The sequence below is a fragment of the Alistipes communis genome, assembly GCF_006542665.1.
GTDB lineage: Bacteria > Bacteroidota > Bacteroidia > Bacteroidales > Rikenellaceae > Alistipes > Alistipes communis.
Window position 1 is genome coordinate 1,450,324 of record NZ_AP019735.1, and the last position, 17,500, is coordinate 1,467,823.

The 17,500-nt window shown below is 51.6% G+C and carries 15 protein-coding genes and 1 tRNA gene; 13 read left to right on the forward strand and 3 right to left on the reverse strand.

The window, feature by feature from the left end:
• The first annotated feature begins 230 nt into the window (after positions 1 to 230).
• Positions 231 to 1,547 carry a UDP-N-acetylglucosamine 1-carboxyvinyltransferase gene (gene murA / locus FMF02_RS05975; RefSeq protein WP_141412492.1) on the forward strand — a complete coding sequence of 439 codons (1,317 nt, stop codon included), beginning with the start codon at positions 231 to 233 and terminating at the stop codon, positions 1,545 to 1,547.
• A 285-nt stretch (positions 1,548 to 1,832) separates the two neighbouring features.
• Positions 1,833 to 2,405, forward strand: coding sequence for a thymidine kinase (locus FMF02_RS05980; RefSeq protein WP_019130686.1), 573 nt, complete (start codon positions 1,833 to 1,835; stop codon positions 2,403 to 2,405).
• Between the two features lie 67 nt (positions 2,406 to 2,472).
• Here the strand turns inward: FMF02_RS05980 and FMF02_RS05985 are convergent, their stop codons facing one another.
• Positions 2,473 to 3,162, reverse strand: a complete 690-nt coding sequence (locus FMF02_RS05985; protein WP_019130685.1) for a hypothetical protein — start codon at positions 3,160 to 3,162, stop codon at positions 2,473 to 2,475.
• Positions 3,143 to 4,570, reverse strand: a complete 1,428-nt coding sequence (locus FMF02_RS05990; RefSeq protein WP_141412493.1) for a carbon starvation CstA family protein — start codon at positions 4,568 to 4,570, stop codon at positions 3,143 to 3,145. The genes FMF02_RS05985 and FMF02_RS05990 overlap by 20 nt, the downstream gene beginning before the upstream one ends.
• Positions 4,571 to 4,649: 79 nt before the next feature.
• On the opposite strand from FMF02_RS05990, the gene FMF02_RS05995 reads away from it, so the two are divergent.
• A tRNA-Thr gene (locus FMF02_RS05995) sits at positions 4,650 to 4,721 on the forward strand.
• Between the two features lie 166 nt (positions 4,722 to 4,887).
• On the forward strand, positions 4,888 to 6,099 hold the full coding sequence (locus tag FMF02_RS06000; protein ID WP_141412494.1) for a site-specific integrase: 1,212 nt from the start codon (positions 4,888 to 4,890) through the stop codon (positions 6,097 to 6,099).
• A 241-nt stretch (positions 6,100 to 6,340) separates the two neighbouring features.
• Here the strand turns inward: FMF02_RS06000 and FMF02_RS06005 are convergent, their stop codons facing one another.
• Positions 6,341 to 7,276: a Fic family protein gene (locus FMF02_RS06005; RefSeq protein ID WP_141412495.1), complete on the reverse strand. Its 936-nt coding sequence runs from the start codon at positions 7,274 to 7,276 to the stop codon at positions 6,341 to 6,343.
• 174 nt (positions 7,277 to 7,450) lie between these two features.
• Here FMF02_RS06005 and FMF02_RS06010 point away from each other — a divergent pair, with 174 nt between their 5' ends.
• From FMF02_RS06010 to FMF02_RS06045, 9 genes are all read left to right on the forward strand, one after another.
• Positions 7,451 to 7,711 carry a hypothetical protein gene (locus FMF02_RS06010; RefSeq protein ID WP_244611637.1) on the forward strand — a complete coding sequence of 87 codons (261 nt, stop codon included), beginning with the start codon at positions 7,451 to 7,453 and terminating at the stop codon, positions 7,709 to 7,711.
• 660 nt (positions 7,712 to 8,371) lie between these two features.
• Entirely contained in the window at positions 8,372 to 8,692 is a 321-nt protein-coding gene (locus tag FMF02_RS06015; RefSeq protein WP_141412496.1) for a hypothetical protein, read from the forward strand.
• A 29-nt stretch (positions 8,693 to 8,721) separates the two neighbouring features.
• Positions 8,722 to 8,943, forward strand: a complete 222-nt coding sequence (locus FMF02_RS13875; protein WP_244611638.1) for a DUF4988 domain-containing protein — start codon at positions 8,722 to 8,724, stop codon at positions 8,941 to 8,943.
• A 338-nt stretch (positions 8,944 to 9,281) separates the two neighbouring features.
• Positions 9,282 to 9,527, forward strand: a complete 246-nt coding sequence (locus FMF02_RS14090) for a hypothetical protein (protein WP_481167153.1) — start codon at positions 9,282 to 9,284, stop codon at positions 9,525 to 9,527.
• On the forward strand, positions 9,490 to 10,653 hold the full coding sequence (locus FMF02_RS06025; protein ID WP_141412497.1) for a leucine-rich repeat protein: 1,164 nt from the start codon (positions 9,490 to 9,492) through the stop codon (positions 10,651 to 10,653). The genes FMF02_RS14090 and FMF02_RS06025 overlap by 38 nt, the downstream gene beginning before the upstream one ends.
• Positions 10,654 to 10,898: 245 nt before the next feature.
• The gene (locus tag FMF02_RS06030; protein ID WP_141412498.1) at positions 10,899 to 12,125 is read left to right on the forward strand and encodes a site-specific integrase; all 1,227 of its coding nucleotides are present in this window, start codon (positions 10,899 to 10,901) and stop codon (positions 12,123 to 12,125) included.
• A gap of 409 nt (positions 12,126 to 12,534) precedes the next feature.
• Positions 12,535 to 13,974, forward strand: coding sequence for a MobV family relaxase (gene mobV / locus FMF02_RS06035; RefSeq protein WP_141412499.1), 1,440 nt, complete (start codon positions 12,535 to 12,537; stop codon positions 13,972 to 13,974).
• A gap of 461 nt (positions 13,975 to 14,435) precedes the next feature.
• Positions 14,436 to 15,593 (forward strand): BACON domain-containing protein, encoded by a 1,158-nt coding sequence (locus FMF02_RS06040; RefSeq protein WP_141412500.1) that lies wholly within the window; start codon positions 14,436 to 14,438, stop codon positions 15,591 to 15,593.
• Between the two features lie 23 nt (positions 15,594 to 15,616).
• On the forward strand, positions 15,617 to 17,359 hold the full coding sequence (locus FMF02_RS06045) for an Ig-like domain-containing protein (RefSeq protein WP_141412501.1): 1,743 nt from the start codon (positions 15,617 to 15,619) through the stop codon (positions 17,357 to 17,359).
• Positions 17,360 to 17,500 lie beyond the last annotated feature (141 nt).

The following is a 17,500-nucleotide window of genomic DNA, read 5'->3' on the forward strand; positions in this document are numbered from 1 at the left end:
AGCCAAAGAACGAATAAGCCGAGGGCAATGTCAAATTTATTTGCGCATTGCCGAGCGGGAGTATCTTCGGCGGAGCCGAAACGGCGTCTCTCCGTCGGTTCGCGCAACTTCCGCGCCGGAATCGCCGCGACCGGACGCATGAGCGGGACACCCGTTTTTCGCAGGTTTTTGCCCTTCCCGCTTGCGGGTCTTGATTAAGATTCCTACCTTTGAATTAAAATTTACGGGTTATGGCATATTTTCAGGTCGAAGGCGGGCACCGCCTTCACGGCGAGATCACCCCGCAGGGGGCCAAGAACGAAGCGTTGCAGATCCTCTGCGCCACGCTGCTGACGCCCCGGCGGGTCGTCGTGCACAACGTGCCCCGGATTCTGGACGTCATGCAGCTCATCGATCTGCTGCGGGCGATGGGGGTCGAGGTGGAGCAGCTGGCGGACGACACCTATGCGTTCTGCGCCCGCGAGATCGACCTCGACTACCTGCTGACCGAGGATTACCGCCGCCGCTGCGCACGGCTGCGCGGCTCGGTCATGCTCATCGGGCCGCTGCTGGCGCGCTTCGGCGTGGGGTACGTCCCCAAGCCGGGCGGCGACAAAATCGGGCGGCGGCGGCTGGACACCCATTTCATCGGTTTCCAGAAACTGGGAGCCAAGTTCGATTTCGACGCCGCCGAGGAGTTCTTCTCGGTCGACGGCAAAGAGTTGTGCGGTTGCTACATGCTGCTTGACGAGGCGTCGGTGACGGGTACGGCCAACATCGTCATGGCCGCCGTCATGGCCAGGGGGACGACGACGATCTACAACGCTGCCTGCGAGCCCTACGTGCAGCAGTTGTGCCGGATGCTCAACCGCATGGGCGCACGCATATCGGGTATCGCTTCGAACCTGCTTACGATCGAAGGGGTCGAGGCGCTCGACGGAACGGAACACACGCTGCTGCCCGATATGATCGAGGTGGGGTCGTTCATCGGCATGGCGGCCATGACGCAGTCGGAGTTGCGCATCAAGGACGTTTCGTACGCCGATCTGGGGATCATCCCTGCGCAGTTCGCCCGCATGGGCATCCGCTTCGAGCAGCAGGGCGACGATATCTATATCCCGCAGCAGGACCATTACGGCATCGAGTCGTTCATCGACGGTTCGATCATGACCATCGCCGACGCGCCGTGGCCTGGGTTGACGCCCGACCTGCTGTCGATCTTTCTGGTGGTGGCCACGCAGGCCAAGGGCTCGGTGCTCATCCACCAGAAGATGTTCGAGAGTCGCCTGTTCTTCGTCGACAAGCTCATCGACATGGGGGCGCAGGTGATCCTGTGCGACCCGCACCGTGCGACGGTCATCGGCCACGACCACCGCATCCGCCTGCGCGCCACGCGCATGACGTCGCCCGATATCCGCGCCGGCGTGGCGCTGTTGATCGCCGCGATGAGCGCCGAGGGACGCAGTACGATCCAGAACATCGACCAGATCGACCGCGGCTATTGCAATATCGACGGCCGGCTCAACGCGCTGGGCGCCCGCATCACCCGCTGCGAGGAGTGCGGGTAGTATCCCGATGGTTGGGATGTCTTCGGAAAGCCCTGCTTTTTGTCGGTGGGGCCAAACATAAATGAGTCTGCTGCGATCGTCGGGGAAGGAATATAGGCGTCCTCGCAGACGATCGGACGGACGAGAACCGAACTACCTTGCGGAAAAAAGCCCCTCCCTTTGACAAAGGGAGGGGACAGAGGGGAGGGAATGTAAATACTTAAACATAAGTCTGCTGCGACCGGGCGAAAAGCATAGAGATGTCTTCAAAGGCGGTACGGCGGACGAGAACCAATTTAACGACTTATGTTTCTGGAAAATGCCAGTCAGAAGGGGTGGATCGAGGTGATCTGCGGGTCGATGTTCTCGGGCAAGACCGAGGAGCTGATCCGCCGCCTGCGCCGCGCCCAGTTCGCCAACCTGCGGGTGGAGATTTTCAAACCCTGCGTCGATACGCGCTACTCCGACGAGGAGGTGGTGTCGCACGACGCCCACGCCATCCGGTCGACGCCGGTCGAATCGGCTCAGAATATCCTGCTGCTGACCTCCGACGTCGACGTGGTGGGGATCGACGAAGCGCAGTTCTTCGACGAGGGGATCGTCGACGTGTGCCGGGCGTTGGCCGACAGCGGCGTGCGGGTGATCGCCGCGGGGCTGGATATGGACTATACGGGCAAACCGTTCGGTCCGATGCCGGCGCTCATGGCCACGGCGGAGTACGTCACGAAGGTGCACGCGATCTGCGTGCGGTGCGGCAATCTGGCGCACCATTCGCACCGCCTGACGGCCGACGAGAAGCAGGTGATGCTGGGCGCGCAGGATTCCTACGAACCGATCTGCCGCCACTGCTTCGCCCGGCTTCGCGCAGGGAAGGAGTGACCGTTTCGGTGACGAGCGGGCGGCCGTCGCATTCCCTGCGACGACCGCCCGCTCTTTCGTGGGTGTATTACAGCGCTTTGAGCGCGGCGATGAAGCCGGGGAACGCCGTCCAGAGATTTTCGGTTTTGAGCCACAGCTCGCGCGCCTGCGCCTGGGGCGTGGGCCGCTCGCTTTCGATGTCGCGCAGGTAGGCGTCGTCGGCCGGATGGCTGTCGGCGGTGAACTCCTTATAATAAGGTGCGAAGTGGTTGCGCAGCCGGATCGCCTCGCCGGCGGGCAGCGACCCGTGGCGCCGATACTCCGACCAGAGCGTCAGCAGCGGCTTTTCGGGGTATTTGTCCGAGACGTCGTTGATGACCTCGTCGAAGGCGTCGTAGTCGGCCAGCGCCACGTAGTCGAAGGCCAGCAGCCATGTCGCCTCCTCGTGGTCTTCGGGGTCGAGGTCGAGCAGGAATTCCAGCATGGCGGCCGAGAGTTCGAAGTCGTCGATCAGGAAGTGGTCGACGGCCGAACGGTAGAGGAGGTGCAGCGCCGCCTGCGTATTGGGATGCTCCCATTCGAGGATCACCTCCTCGTTGTCGGGAATCAGATCGGCGAGGTGCTGGAAGGCGTGGAAACGGAGGTTGCAGGCTTCGTCCACCGCACCGCGCCGCTGCGCTTCGTCCGACAGGCGGAGGGTGCGGGAGAAATCGTAGTCGCCCCGTCCTTCGATCCGGAATGTCTGGTCGGGGGTGGGGTTAAGGATTGCTTCGGCCATTGCGGCGGAGTTTTAACAGAATGAAACAAAGGACGACTGCGGTCGCGGCTCCTGCCAGAGCGTAGGCTGCCGGACGGTTCTCCATGCCGAAGAACTGGCCCGAAACGAAGACGAACGACGCGCAGATGAAGGTCATGAACACGGCAGGCAGCAATGCGACGAAATAGTTGCGCTTCGCGGCGAAGAGCCATACGACGACGGCCCACAGCACGATCGTGGCGAGCGTCTGGTTGGTCCATGCGAAATAACGCCACACGACGGTGAAATCGACCCGCGTGATGAGGTAGCCGGCGACAAAGAGCGGCAGGGCGATGGCGAAACGCTTCCACTGCGTGCGCTGTTCGATGCGGAAGATGTCGGCGACGATCAGCCGTGCCGAACGGAAGGCCGTGTCGCCCGATGTGATCGGGGCCGCAACGACGCCCAACAGCGCCAGAATACCGCCCGCGATGCCCAGCGTGGTGTTCGAGATGATGTTGACGGCCCATGCCGCACTGTTGCCGTTTGCGGCCAGTGCCTCGGCCAGCGCATGCGCCCCGCCGAAAAAGGCCGTGGCGACGGCGGCCCATATGAGGGCGATGATGCTTTCGGAGATCATCGCGCCGAAGAAGACCGAGCGGCACTCGCGCTCGTTACGCACGCAGCGGGCCATCAGCGGCGACTGCGTGGCGTGAAAGCCCGAAATGGCTCCGCACGCGATGGTGATGAAGAGCGTCGGGACGATCGGCACGGAGTGCGGGTCGAGCTGTGCGTTGGCCAGCGTCGTCAGTTCGGGGATCCGGTAGGGGCCGAAGAGCAGCACGCCCAGCAGTGCGAGCGCCATGAGGATGAGGGCCACGCCGAAGATCGGATAAATCTTGCCGATGATCTTGTCGATGGGCAGCAGTGTGGCGACGAAGTAGTAGGCCAAAATCAGCCAGACCCACACCGTGTGCGGCACCGAAGGCACCATGCCGCTGAGGATGTCGGCGGGACTGAGCAGGAAGACCGCACCGACGAGTACGAGCAGCACGACCGAGAAGAGGCGCATGAATTGCCGCATTCCGGTGCCCAGGTAACGTCCTGCCACTTCGGGGATGCTCAGGCCGTCGTTGCGCACGAGCATGACGCCCGACAGGAAGTCGTGCATCGCACCCATGAAGATGCCGCCCAGCGTGATCCACAGAAAAGCCACGGGACCGAACGCCGCTCCCAGAATCGCGCCGAAGATCGGACCCGTACCGGCGATGTTGAGCAACTGGATCAGAAAGACCCGCCAGCGCGGCATGGGCACGTAGTCTACGCCGTCGAAGAGCGTTTCGCTCGGTACGCTGCGGGCCGGATCGATCGCTGCGACCCGTTCCAGATAGCGGCCGTAGGTGAAATAGGCGATGACGAGCGCCGTGAGGCAGACGAGGAAAGTTAGCATCGGCGATAAAATTTTCTTGCGAAAATAGCGAAAAAATAATAAAAAGTACTATCTTTGCACCCGAATTCAGAAATGAATCGCCGAAATAGCTCAGCGGTAGAGCACTTCACTCGTAATGAAGGGGTCCCGAGTTCAAATCTCGGTTTCGGCTCTGAAAACCAGCATTTTACAGAGATGTGATTGCTGGCTTTTTTGTTTCCGTACGGTGAAAAATAGGGCTGAAAGGGGCTTTTCAAGGCTGTAATTTCCCATAAACTTCCCATTGAACTTCCCATAGAAAAGTCTGGCCACCCTCTGCATCAATTTGATGCAACACAATGACATTCAAAGCGATACTACGCAAAGACGTAATTTATAAAAACAACACCTCCCCTCTCTGCATTCAATTTCTCCACGACGGTCGTAAGAAAACCATCGGTTTAGGTATATCCGTAGCCTGTGCATACTGGAATGCAGAGGCTCAAAAAGTAACGGATGACTGCCCCGACAGGGACAATATCCAGTTTCAGATAACAGCTAAAATCAAGGAGTACAGCAAGAAAATCCAGCGGTTGGAAGCGTTGGATATTCCCGTGAACTTCGAAACGTTGTTCGATGCAAAACCCGCTCGTTCAGTCAGAATTACAATCGAGGACGGTTTCAAAACAGAAATCGAACGGTTGGAATCGCTCGGCAAGATCAACTCGGCCACCAAGCACAAATACGCCCTGCAAGTGCTGGACGGCTACAAACCAACCACTATGGCGTTAGAGGCTATCGACCTCGACTATCTGAAAGGGCTGGAATTGTACCTGCGTCAGCGTGGGAACAAGGACAACAGCATCGCTACACGGTTCGCCATCTTCAAGGCCATCTATAACAAGGCGGTCAAGGAGGGCAAAGTGATGGTGAAGCAAAATCCGTTCACACTGTTTCAAGTGGGTAGCTTATGGGCCAAAACACGCAAACGGGCTATCGACAAGGACGACATCCAACGGTTAATCGACCTCGAAATTGCGGATGGCCATACGACGGAATATCGACGCCTTGCCAAAGATTTATTCCTCTTTTCCTATTTCACAGCGGGCATGAACTTTGGCGATATTGCACGATTGCGTTATAAAGACATCGTAAAAGGTCGTGTGAACTACTCCCGCCATAAGACGCAGAAACTACTGTCTTTTCAACTCGTTCCTATGGCGTTGCAGATTCTCGAAAAGTACGGTGCGGCAGGACACGGAGAAGATTATATCTTCCCTATCCTCAATCGCCATGAACACACCACCCCGCAACAGATTTTCAATCGCCTGCACAAGGTTCTACGGAAAGTCAATCGAGAACTGAAAGTGTTGGGAGAAATGATTGGATTGGAGATGCCCTTAACGACCTACGTTGCCCGTCATACCTACGCCACGGTCTTAAAGCGGTCAGGTGTGAGCGTAGCCTTGATTTCCGAATCGCTGGGACACTCTGATCTATCCACTACACAGATTTACTTGGATTCGTTCGAAAACAGCCAGATCGACGCAGCCATGGCTCATCTGTTATAGACAGGAAAGAGGACAGACATCGACAAGGGGTCTATATTAAACCCCTATGCCAATGTTTGTCCTCGTTGGTTGTGGATATGTGATTGTACAAGGACAGACTTTGTACGGTGGTATGATTTATAGACCGCTGTACGAAGTTTGTCCTCCCAATCTGTTTCTACGATTGGGTATTATTGGGTAGATAGCGGGGACAGACTTGGGAAAAGGGGTCTATAATTAACCCCTTTTCCCAAGTCTGTCCCTATTTGCATATCACCCATTTCCCCGAGCGGGTTGCACCGACGTGGCGGATAACACCTGCTTTCGTCAGTTTCTGCAAATGATACTTGACACCATCTGGCGTTATGCCTACGGCCTTGGCCAGCGCACGGCGTGAAATTTTGGGATTCTTTCGAATCTCATCCACGATCCTTTCTCGGGTGGTTTTTGGGGTAGCTTCTTGGGCAGTCAATGTCTCGGCAACTACCCCTAAAATAAATTCGATAAAGGGCGTGCATCCCTCCTTGCCGCCGCTTACAGCTATCGCCCTGTAATAGTCCTGCTGGTATTTATAGACGATATTCTCGATGGGCAGGTTTTTGAAGATGGGACGCCAGCGCGAGAGAATCAGTGTCTGCCACAGACGTCCCGTGCGGCCGTTGCCGTCAGCAAAGGGGTGGATGAATTCGAACTCGTAATGAAATACGCAGCTGGCAATCAAAGGGTGCTCCTCGGTGGTACGCAGCCACTCGAAAAGGTCATCGACAAGGTACGGGACACGCTCGGCATCGGGTGCATAATGAATTATCTGGTTGCCTGCGGCCACACCAGCACCACCCCTGCGGAACCGTCCTGCATCGTCGATCAAGCCTGCCTCCATCGTGGCATGCGTCTTTAACAGATCATCGACTTTATGGGGATCGAGTACATCGAGCAGTTCATAGGCTTTGAGTGCGTTGCGCACCTCCTGCACCTCGTTGATAGGAGCCACGACGGGTTTCCCCTCCAATACTGCCGTAACCTGCTCGGTCGTGAGCGTGTTGCCCTCGATGGCCAATGTCCCCCGAATGGTCTGAATACGGTTCACGCGGTGCAAACGCAGATTCTCCTGCGCATAATAGCCACCGATGGCCTCGCTGATCTGGGCGACCAGATGGGTAATCTTCGGCGTGATGGTATAAGGCGGCTGGTATGACATGGGCTGTTTCCTTTGTGACAAAGATAGCGATTATTTCATTATATGGGTAGATTTGGGTAATAAATCCCGTATATCCTCCCCGCGAACAGATACATGAATCAAAGCCCCCGCCCCTTGTCGAATGTAAAACTTAAAAATATGGACAGATAAACAAGGGCAAAACGCATCGCGGATTTGCATGTGTTTTACGGGCAGAACGAGGTGGTCGGGGAACTCATCCGTGCAGGCAAAATCGACGAGGAATACATGTATCCCTTTGTCGATACGGACGACGAGGTTTTCGAGTGGTGGCTGGTATCGCCTTACCTGGCACGGGAACTCAAAGAGCAGGGCGAGGTCATAATCGACGCACTCGGTTGCCATTGGTGGGGACGTACCACCAGCGGACAGGCTATCTACATGGACGGCGTGATACAGAAGATTGCAGGAGAGTAAAACTCGGCTTGCATATCGACATAGTAAATTCATAAATTACAGAGATCAGGGGCTTTGCAATTCCGAGAAGATTTTGCAACCTCTGATTTCTGTTTTCTCGGTAGCGTAATGCTGGAATATCATGCAATAACAGATTGCAAACAATGGATTTCACGCCACCGAGACAGCGTAAAACAAAGATTCAGCACAATGTAATATTGTATGTCGATGCAGAGACATCGGGAAGTGCGGATCGTCTTGGAGACGATTTTCCCAAACTGCAACAAAGAAAATTCAGAATCCAGTCATAAAAACCTTGCAGAATAACTTTGTTTTCGGGAACTTTGTAACTACAATACCCCAAGAGTGTTGCGTATTGAAAAACATTTCCTAACTTTGTGGCATCGTCCCCAAACGGACGAAGACATATTAGTTTAGTGAAAGTGTTTCGCTAATCCTTACCGAGGAATCTGGAAAATTCAATTGTGCAGGGATAACGCAACGCTCATCACCGCATATAGGCATATATCATTCTCGATATATTCTATTCGGTGTGGGGTATTGTTTATTTGCACATAGGTATTCCAGAACCTTTCGGTAGATAAACGAACAACTCCACACTTTCTTTTTACCCATAACCAACCGCAGCAGGAGTTGATACGGTAACAAATACAATCACCTATGGGCTACTATTTTGTGTTGGAAATTAGTAATAATGGTAAAGTCTTACTTCTTGAAAATTTGGCAGACAAAAAGCAAATAGAGGCTGAACTTATTGCTTTTGATACACTTGTTCAAAATTCAAAAGTAAAATCTCAAATTTTACAAATCCTGCCATCTTGTTTTATTTTATCACCTTTTACCAATGGTAAAGACCCATATGTATTTGATGGGAAACGAATACTATTCGATATTTCAGCAGTAATGCAATCTTTTACACAAGATTCCAATATTAGTCAAAATAGTATTATAGAACTTAGTAATTGGCAAGATATTAAGTGAAGATTAGAAATCAATAATCTAATATTGCAATGAAAAAACTACTATCTCTATTGGTGTGTGGCTTATTGCTATTCGGTTGTAGCGATAAGTACGACGACAGCGCATTGCGCAATGATTTGAATGACCTCGAAAATCGCGTAGAGAAATTAGAGGAACTCTGCAAGCAGATGAATACGAATATTTCATCGTTGCAGACCATCATAACAGCATTACAGAATAACGATTATATAACGAGTGTGTTACGCCAATAACTAATGATGGTGAAATTATTGGTTATACGATAACTTTTGCAAAAAGCAATTCTATTATTACGATTTATAATGGTACTGATGGCAAAGACGGCGTAGATGGCTCTAACGGTGAAGATGGGAAAGATGGCGTAACACCTACCATCGGTGTAAAACAAGACACGGATGGCGTTTATTATTGGACGCTTAATGGCAACTGGCTGACAGATGACAAAGGAAACAAAATTAAAGCAGAGGGCACGGACGGTAAAGATGGTGCAGACGGTTCGGGTGGAGAAGATGGAACGAATGGCAAAGACGGCGTTACTCCTAAACTTGAAATCCGAGAGAGCTATTGGTGGATTTCCTATGACAACGGAACGAATTGGACGCAATTAGGCAAAGCCACAGGAGAGGACGGCATTAACGGTAATTCAATATTCAAAAGTGTAACACAAGATGATAATAATGTCTATTTCACATTGGAGAACGATTCTGTCATCACGATTCCTAAAAGTGATAACTCAAAGTTTGCAATTGCATTCGATACAACGGATATAGCCATTCTCAATGGGGGGCGAGAGCAAAACAATTTCCTACACGATTGAAGGTGCAACTGAAAATACGGTTGTTAAGGCCATTGCGCAGGATGGCTGGAAAGTCAAGGTAGATGCTACCTCCACGGATAAGGGAACGATCACAATTACCGCTCCTGACCCGATTGTTGAGAGCGAAATTCTTGTTTTTGTCAACGACGGTTCCTATCGTACTGTCATGGCATCTTTGAATTGTTCACAAAAAATGGTTATTATTATTGCAGACAACTCTTTCAATGTTAGTCCTGATGGAGGTACACAAGAGGTAAAATTAACAACCAATTTAAATTATACAGTCGAAATACCTGAAAATGCAAAAAGTTGGTTGTCAATATCTCCATTTACTCGTGTTATGCGAGAGGATACGATTACTTTTTATATTACAGCCAACGAGGGAACTCAACGCTATGCAACGGTGGTATTGAAAGATGAGCAGGATAATACATTGCAAACAATTATTTTTCGGCAATTGGGAACGTGTACCGAAGTTCATGTCGAGACGAAAGGCGAACTGGAAAATGTGCTGGCAGACTATGATTATGCCAATATCAAATCGTTGAAAATTACAGGCGTGCTGAACGATATCGATTTTCTGTTTATGCATCGAATGATGCCACATCTAAGAAATTTAGATATTTCGGAGGTGAATATTTCAAATCTACCAGCACAGTCATTTTACAAATCGTCAAATATTCAGACCATCATTCTTCCTACTACATTGACTGCAATTGGGGCGAATACATTTAATCAAAGTCGCTTGCAGGCCATTATAATTCCCCCAAATGTAGAAACCATAGAAACCTCTGCGTTCCAAAATTGTCGATCATTAACTAATATTTCCTTTGAGGATAATTCAAATCTAAAATCAATAGGAGATTTCTCATTTAGTGGATGTACTTCATTAGTCTCTATCGAGATTCCTACATCTGTTGAAATAATTGGTAATAGCGCATTTAAAAATTGCATATCTCTCGTAGATAATACATTTACGCAAGAAAGTTGTTTACATCGCATTCAAGACCATGCTTATGAAGGATGTGTCGCTCTATCTACAATAACAATTCCTGCAAGTGTGCAAGCGATCGGATTAGCGGCATTTAAAAAGTGTGCTAATTTGAAGGAAACAGCCGTTGATTGAGTAGGAGAGAGAAATTAAGTGTAAAATTCTGGTTAATAATGTATTAAAAATTAGAGTTCGGGAAATAGCAGTACAAGAGAATGCATCAAAAAGCAGAATTTACAGCTATTTATGTTTCTAAATCGTTACCTGTTCAATTTTCAGAATATGTTTGTAATATACTGTAATACATGTATTTGCACTCTATTTCACTGCAATAAATAACTTTAATTTACGTTTTACAAGTCCCCCGAAACAAAGTTATTATGACACGCAGTACATTTAAGGTTCTGTTCTACCTCAAACGTCAGAGCGAGAAAGACGGTATGGTTCCCATCATGGGGCGTATTACCGTCAATGGAACGATTGCGCAGTTCAGCTGCAAATTGTCCATTGCTCCGCGACTTTGGGATGTTAAGGCCAACAAAGCCTCTGGGAAAAGTACGGTTGCCCAGCGTATCAACGAGAAACTGGACAAAATCCGTGCGCTCATCATCAAACAATACGACAAGATCACTGCGGCTGATAATTTCGTATCGGCCGAGAAGGTCAAAAATGCTTATCTGGGCTTCGGTGACGAATACCGCACATTGTTGAGTGTCGCAGAGGAGTTTCTCGACGAATACGGTAAGCGGGTCGGCAAAGACCGCACGCTGGGCTCTTACGAACAGCAATGTATCAACCACAAGCGGATCATCTGGTTCCTGCGCGACAAATATTCCCTGTCGGATATCCCGCTACGGGAGATCGAGCCATCGTTTATCGAGGATTTCCACTATTATCTGACCGTTACGCGCTCTTTGGCGTCGGGGACAGTCATCGGAGCTATTACCAAACTGAAACAACTGATCCTTTATTCCATCCGTAAACGCTATATCTCCTGCAATCCTTTCATGGGATTTCGTTGTACGGCACAATATCGGGATCGAGGGTTTCTGACCGAGGAGGAATTACAAACCTTCATGCACGCCGAACTGCGGCGTTACAAGCAACGGCAGGTGCGGGATATCTTCGTGTTCTGCTGTTTCACCGGGTTGTCTTATTCAGATGTGAAGAAACTGACCTTCGATCATATTAAAACCTCGTTCGACGGGGACAGCTGGATCGTCGCGCACCGTCAGAAAACCGGAACGCCGTTTCATATCAAACTGCTACCTATTGCCAAACAACTGATCGAAAACTACCGTCCCATATCGAAAAATAACCTCGTCTTTCCCGTGCCATCGGTCTGCGACAACATGAACCGCACGCTGCAACGTATCGCTCGGGATTGCGGGTTGAAAAAGCATATCACGATGCACATGAGCCGCCACACGTTCGCTACGACCGTCACGCTCTCGCAGGGCGTACCGTTAGAGACCGTATCGCAAATGTTGGGACACACCAATATTCTTACTACCCAAATCTACGCGAAGATCACCAATGAAAAGATAAGCCGCGACATGTCGGCGCTCACCGAACGCCTCGGCGACAAATACCGGCTGGCGGAGTAACAGCCCTTCTGCCCCTATACGCCCTTCGGGATTTACGGAGGATCCCGAAGGGCGTACAGAGGTAGTGGGCTTGTGGGCCGTCGGTTCTCTTTCATCGGCTCCCCTACTGACGGACATGACGGCGGTACCGTCGCCCACCCGTCGGCCGCTTCGCGCCCGCGCCTTTTTACAAAAGGCATAGCCTATTAGGGCATTTTCTTTCCGCATTGCTCCGCAACGCTGAAAATGCCCCAATAGGCCAAAGGGGCCGCGGCCCCTCTGGACCCCCCCCCTTGCGGCGGCAACTCCGCGCTCCGGACAGCGGATGCTCGTTCCCCAGCCCGATGGTCGGGACAACTCCGAATCCTCGTCCGCTTCGCTCCGATGCCGCCGAGAACAGATTATCCAAACCACCTAAAACTATACCGCTATGGGCTATGTCGTATTGCATATCGAAAAGGCGGCCGGAACGGACGCCGCCATGTCGGGACACGTCGAGCGGAGAATAACACCCGCCAACGTCATAACGACACTTACCTACCTCAATGAAGAATTGATAGAGTTCCCCAAAGGAGTTGCCAACCGCACGGAAGCGATCCAACACCGGCTGGACAATGCCGGGCTGGAGCGCAAGATCGGAAAGAACCAAGTGCGGGCGTTGCGCGTCGTAATGTCCGGAAGCCCCGAAGATATGAAGCGTATCCGGCAGGCCGGGCAGTTGGATGCTTGGGCCAAGGATTCCTGCGGCTGGCTGCAAAAGACCTTCGGAAAGGAAAACGTCGTGTCGGCAGTCCTGCATCTGGACGAGAAAACACCCCATATCCACGCGACTGTTGTACCCATTGTCCGGGGCGAACGACGGAAAGCCAAGCTGGAGCGGGAGAAGAACGCCCGAAGCGGAAAGAGGACCTACCGTACCAAGAAAGACCATCCCCGTCTATGTGCCGACGATGTGATGACACGGGACAAGCTTAAAGCCTACCAGACCACCTACGCCGAAGCAATGGCAAAATACGGACTGAAACGCGGTATCGAAGGTTCGGAGGCAAAACATATATCCACCCAGCAGTATTACCGCGAGGTGTTCGTCCGTAAAAATGAAATGGCCGAACAGATCGAGAATCTGAAAGAACAGCAAAAGACGCTCACAGTAGATATTGCTGCACTCCAAGCACAGCAACGAGCCGCGCAGACAGACTGCAACGCCATCGACGAACAGCGGAGGAAGAAGAAAGAAGAGTTGGCAAAGGCCGAAACGGAGTTGGCGCAAACGCGGCGGGAGATTAAGACCGACAAACTGAAAGGCGTGGCGGTAGATGCCACGACGAAAGCCGTCGAAAGGATCGGGGCGTTGTTCCACGACCCTAAGCCCGCAAGATATGAAAAGCAGATCGCAGATTTGCAAGGGGTAATTGCTGACAAGGACAAGTGCATCGGGCAACTGCAACAAGAGATTAAGACCATGCAGGCCGGACACGATAAAGAGAAAAACGAAATCAAACAACGGATGTACGAGGCGGTAAAAGCCTTGATGCGTGTCGATGACCTATTCCCGCATGTGAAAGGGCTGTGGAAATGGGAAAACTATTGTAAGAACCTCGGACTGAACAAGGAGGGAACAAGAGCATTATTTACGATGCAGCCTTACCGATACACGGGGGAACTGCATTCAATAAGGTATAATCATACATTCAAAGCCAACGATGTCGTCCTGCAACTCAAACCCGACGAGGACGGCCCCAGCGGGTTTCGATTCACCATAAACGGAGAAGACTGCGATGTGTGGTTCAAACAACAACGAAAGGAGTTCTACGAGAAAATAGGAATCGACATCGAGAGGACAGAACGAAGACGGGGAATGAAGATGTAGCCACAAAGCGGGACGAAGCCAAAATGCTGGCCGTCCCGCTTTGTTTTTAGATCAAATAGATGGCCCCAAATTGAAATAACACGATTCAATGTCAATATTGATTTTCAGAAACTTTTTTCCGAAATTTGCCCTGCAATACCCCATTTGGAGCCTTGTGTTTTTAAGAAACATTTTCTAATTTTGCAATGCCATTCAAAGGATGGCGACGTATTAATTTAGTGAAAGTGTTTCGCTAATCCTTATCGAGAAATCTGGAAGTTTCACCGAATACAAGGATAACGCAACGCTCATCACCGTGTATAAGCATATATCGTCGATATATTGCTCTTCGGTGTGGGGTATTGTTTATTTGTATTCGGGTTTTCCAGAACCTCTCGATAAATAAACGAACGACTCCACACTTTCTTTATCCATATGCAAACACATCATAGGGGTCGAGATGTAAAACAACCATTTTAGCGATGAAGAAATTTCATGCTATCTTATCATTGATGGGCGCAATCGCCTTTATTGCCTGTTCGAACGATAATGGTGGCGAGGAAGGTAAGGACATTCAACTGGCCCCCGGCACGTCGAAAGACTACACGATTTTCGCCGACGAGACCTCGGGCACGCCCTCCGAGGGCATCTCGTTCACGACGACGGGTCCGTGGCGCGCCACGGTCGCCGAGACCCGCGCCGACGTATCCGGAGGCTCGTCGTGGGTGACCGTCTCCCCGGACCACGGCGATGCGGCAGGCGACTACACGATTACGATCACGCTCGGAGTGAATACGACGGGTAAGGACCGCCGGGCTACGGTCATGATCGAGTGCGGCGGAACGAAAATCACGATTACCGTCGAGCAGAAGGGTACGACCGAGGAGGGAGAGATTCCCGACGACAGCGACGAACCTGCCGTACCTGCTCGACTGTTGATTTCGGAAATGAAGTCCTACTCGAAAAAGAACCCCGACCAATCGTACAGTAATATAAAACTGACTTACGACGATCAAAACCGAATAACGAAATGGGAAGAAGAAAGCAGCGACGAAGGATACCGCGATACCCGGACAATCACGTTCGAGTACGGTGGGGACGTTGTACATATTTCTTCCGCCGCTTCTTCCGACGATCCGGATGACCCTAATACTTACACGGCTTATCTGAACAAAAACGGCTTCGTCACCCGTACCGAAGGTCCCGGACTCGATGCGACAACCTACGAGTATGACTCTGAAAACCGCCTGGTCCGCATGGTGCAGGCCACAGAATGGCAGGAATACGTCTGGAAGGACGGCAATCTGACGGAAATCAAATACGGCAACGACGACGGGGAGACCGACGTTACCCGCTATACCTATTACGGAGAACTCGAGAACAGGGAAAATTTCGATATTTTCTACGACCGCATATCCTGGGATGAAGAGCTGGCAATCGCGGGATTGACCGGCATACCGTGTCGCAACCTGCTTCACGAAGAGCGCGGCGAGAGCCAATGGGCGTACAAGGATGATTTCGACATGACATACGAAGTGGATGGGAACGGATACATTACCAAAGCCGTACAGACCCAACCGCAAGAAGGAGAAGGAGATAATCCTTGGATTGGAGAAATCAAACATATTCAGGGAAAATAAGCACCGAAAATCGCAGAATTATCATGAAACGATTCCTTAGTATTTTATTAGCAGCAGTTGCTTTGGTCGGTTGCGACAAAGAGGACGGCGACGGAGGTATATTCACCCCGCCGACACAGGAACAACTCACACAAAACGCCTATGCCGACAACGAAAGCACGGGCGGCGGCTTTTCGTTCACGACCGATGCCCCTTGGACGGCGACCGTAAATGAAGTGCAGGCGCAGGCTCCGGCATCCGTACAGGCAAAATCCGTTACGCGGGCTGCCGGCAACAACGGCAATAACGTAGTCTGGCTGAAACTCTATAACGGAGACAGCGAGGCATACAGCGGCGGGGCCGGGACGATTACGCTCCGCATCGAGATCGACCAGAACTATACGGGCGAGCGGTGCGAAGCCACGATCACCATTCGTTCGGGCAATAACACCTTTACCGTGACGGTCATCCAGGAGGGAACCAAGCAAGACGGCAGCCAGAACGAGCCGCCGGTCAAAGTGACGAAGATCACCCTCGACAAAACCGAGCTTTCGTTGGACACAGGAGCCAAAACGACGCTGACCGCCACTGTAGAGCCTGCCGACGCCACGATCAAATCGGTGGTATGGTCGAGCAGCAACCCTGCCGTTGCGGATGTAAATCCCGTAACCGGTGAAATCACCGCGATAGCCGACGGAACGGCGACCGTTACGGCTACCTCTTCCTCCAATAAAGAAGTGTCAGCCTCTTGCGCGGTAACGGTGGGCGGCGATAAACCTGTCGTGCCCGATCCCTCGAACTATGCTTTTGTCAGCAGGATAGAGCGCACGGTAACTTATTGGAGCCAGCTCCCCGCTTCGGAGCGCGACGAAGAGGAAGCGACCTATACGTTCGAATACGACGACCACGATCGCGTTTCGTCGTACACGATCGACATCCGTCCCTCTAACGATCCGGAAAGCTCGAGCCAGCTCGTCAGCAGCATCGACTACTCGGCACCGGATCGTCTCCGCATCGAGGACCGGTGGTCGGACGTCGGAACGCAGACCTACGATGTCCTGCTGAACGACAAAGGATACATTCGACAGGGCAAATCGCATCCCTATTCCTATGACGACAAGATTGATGAGTTTTTCACCTATGAGATAGAATATAACGACGAAGATCGCATCTCGCGCGTCGCCTATTCCAATACGTGGAACACGTATACCTATAAAGCGGGTGTGTTGTCGGGCGGTTCCTATTCCGACGGAGCTCAGTCGGACGAAATATCCGGGTTCGAGCAATATTTCAACCAGACGCCGAACGACAAGCTGAATCTGGACATCAATATGCTCTTTTTGCCGGGTATGCTATTGGAAGAACCCTCAGAGGGAGAGGTGCCGGGCCGGCTCGGGCGCTTGGCTCTGCTGCGCCTGGCGGGTCGCGGTATGGACCGTTACACGACAATATTTAGCGGATTGAGTGACAATGAAAATGGCGCTATCGATGTCCCCGGCTATCCGGAACCCAATGTGACGATTCATAAGAGTTACGAATACTACACTTATGCCGAGGACACGGAGGAGCGTTTGGATTACGTCTTTAACGACGACGGCACGGTCGCTTCGGTCACAGCACGCGCAACCGTGGTCAAAATCAAGCATGAATACGACATCGTAGTGGGTAATGAACTCTTCGATCCCGGAGTGCCTGAAGCAGGATACAGATACGAAATCAAGAACATAAAGGATACCGAGCTGGATCGCGGCACCAATTCGGTTGTCTATACCTTTATCTATCGTTAAATTGCAATAATTATGGTTTATGTTTATTGATTATTGCGCTTAACTGGATTTTCGATCTACTTTATTGGGCGGTGCAGTTTGTACCGCCCGTTCTTTGGTTTCTTCACTGCCGCAATACGAATTTTACCCGTCCTATCCGCT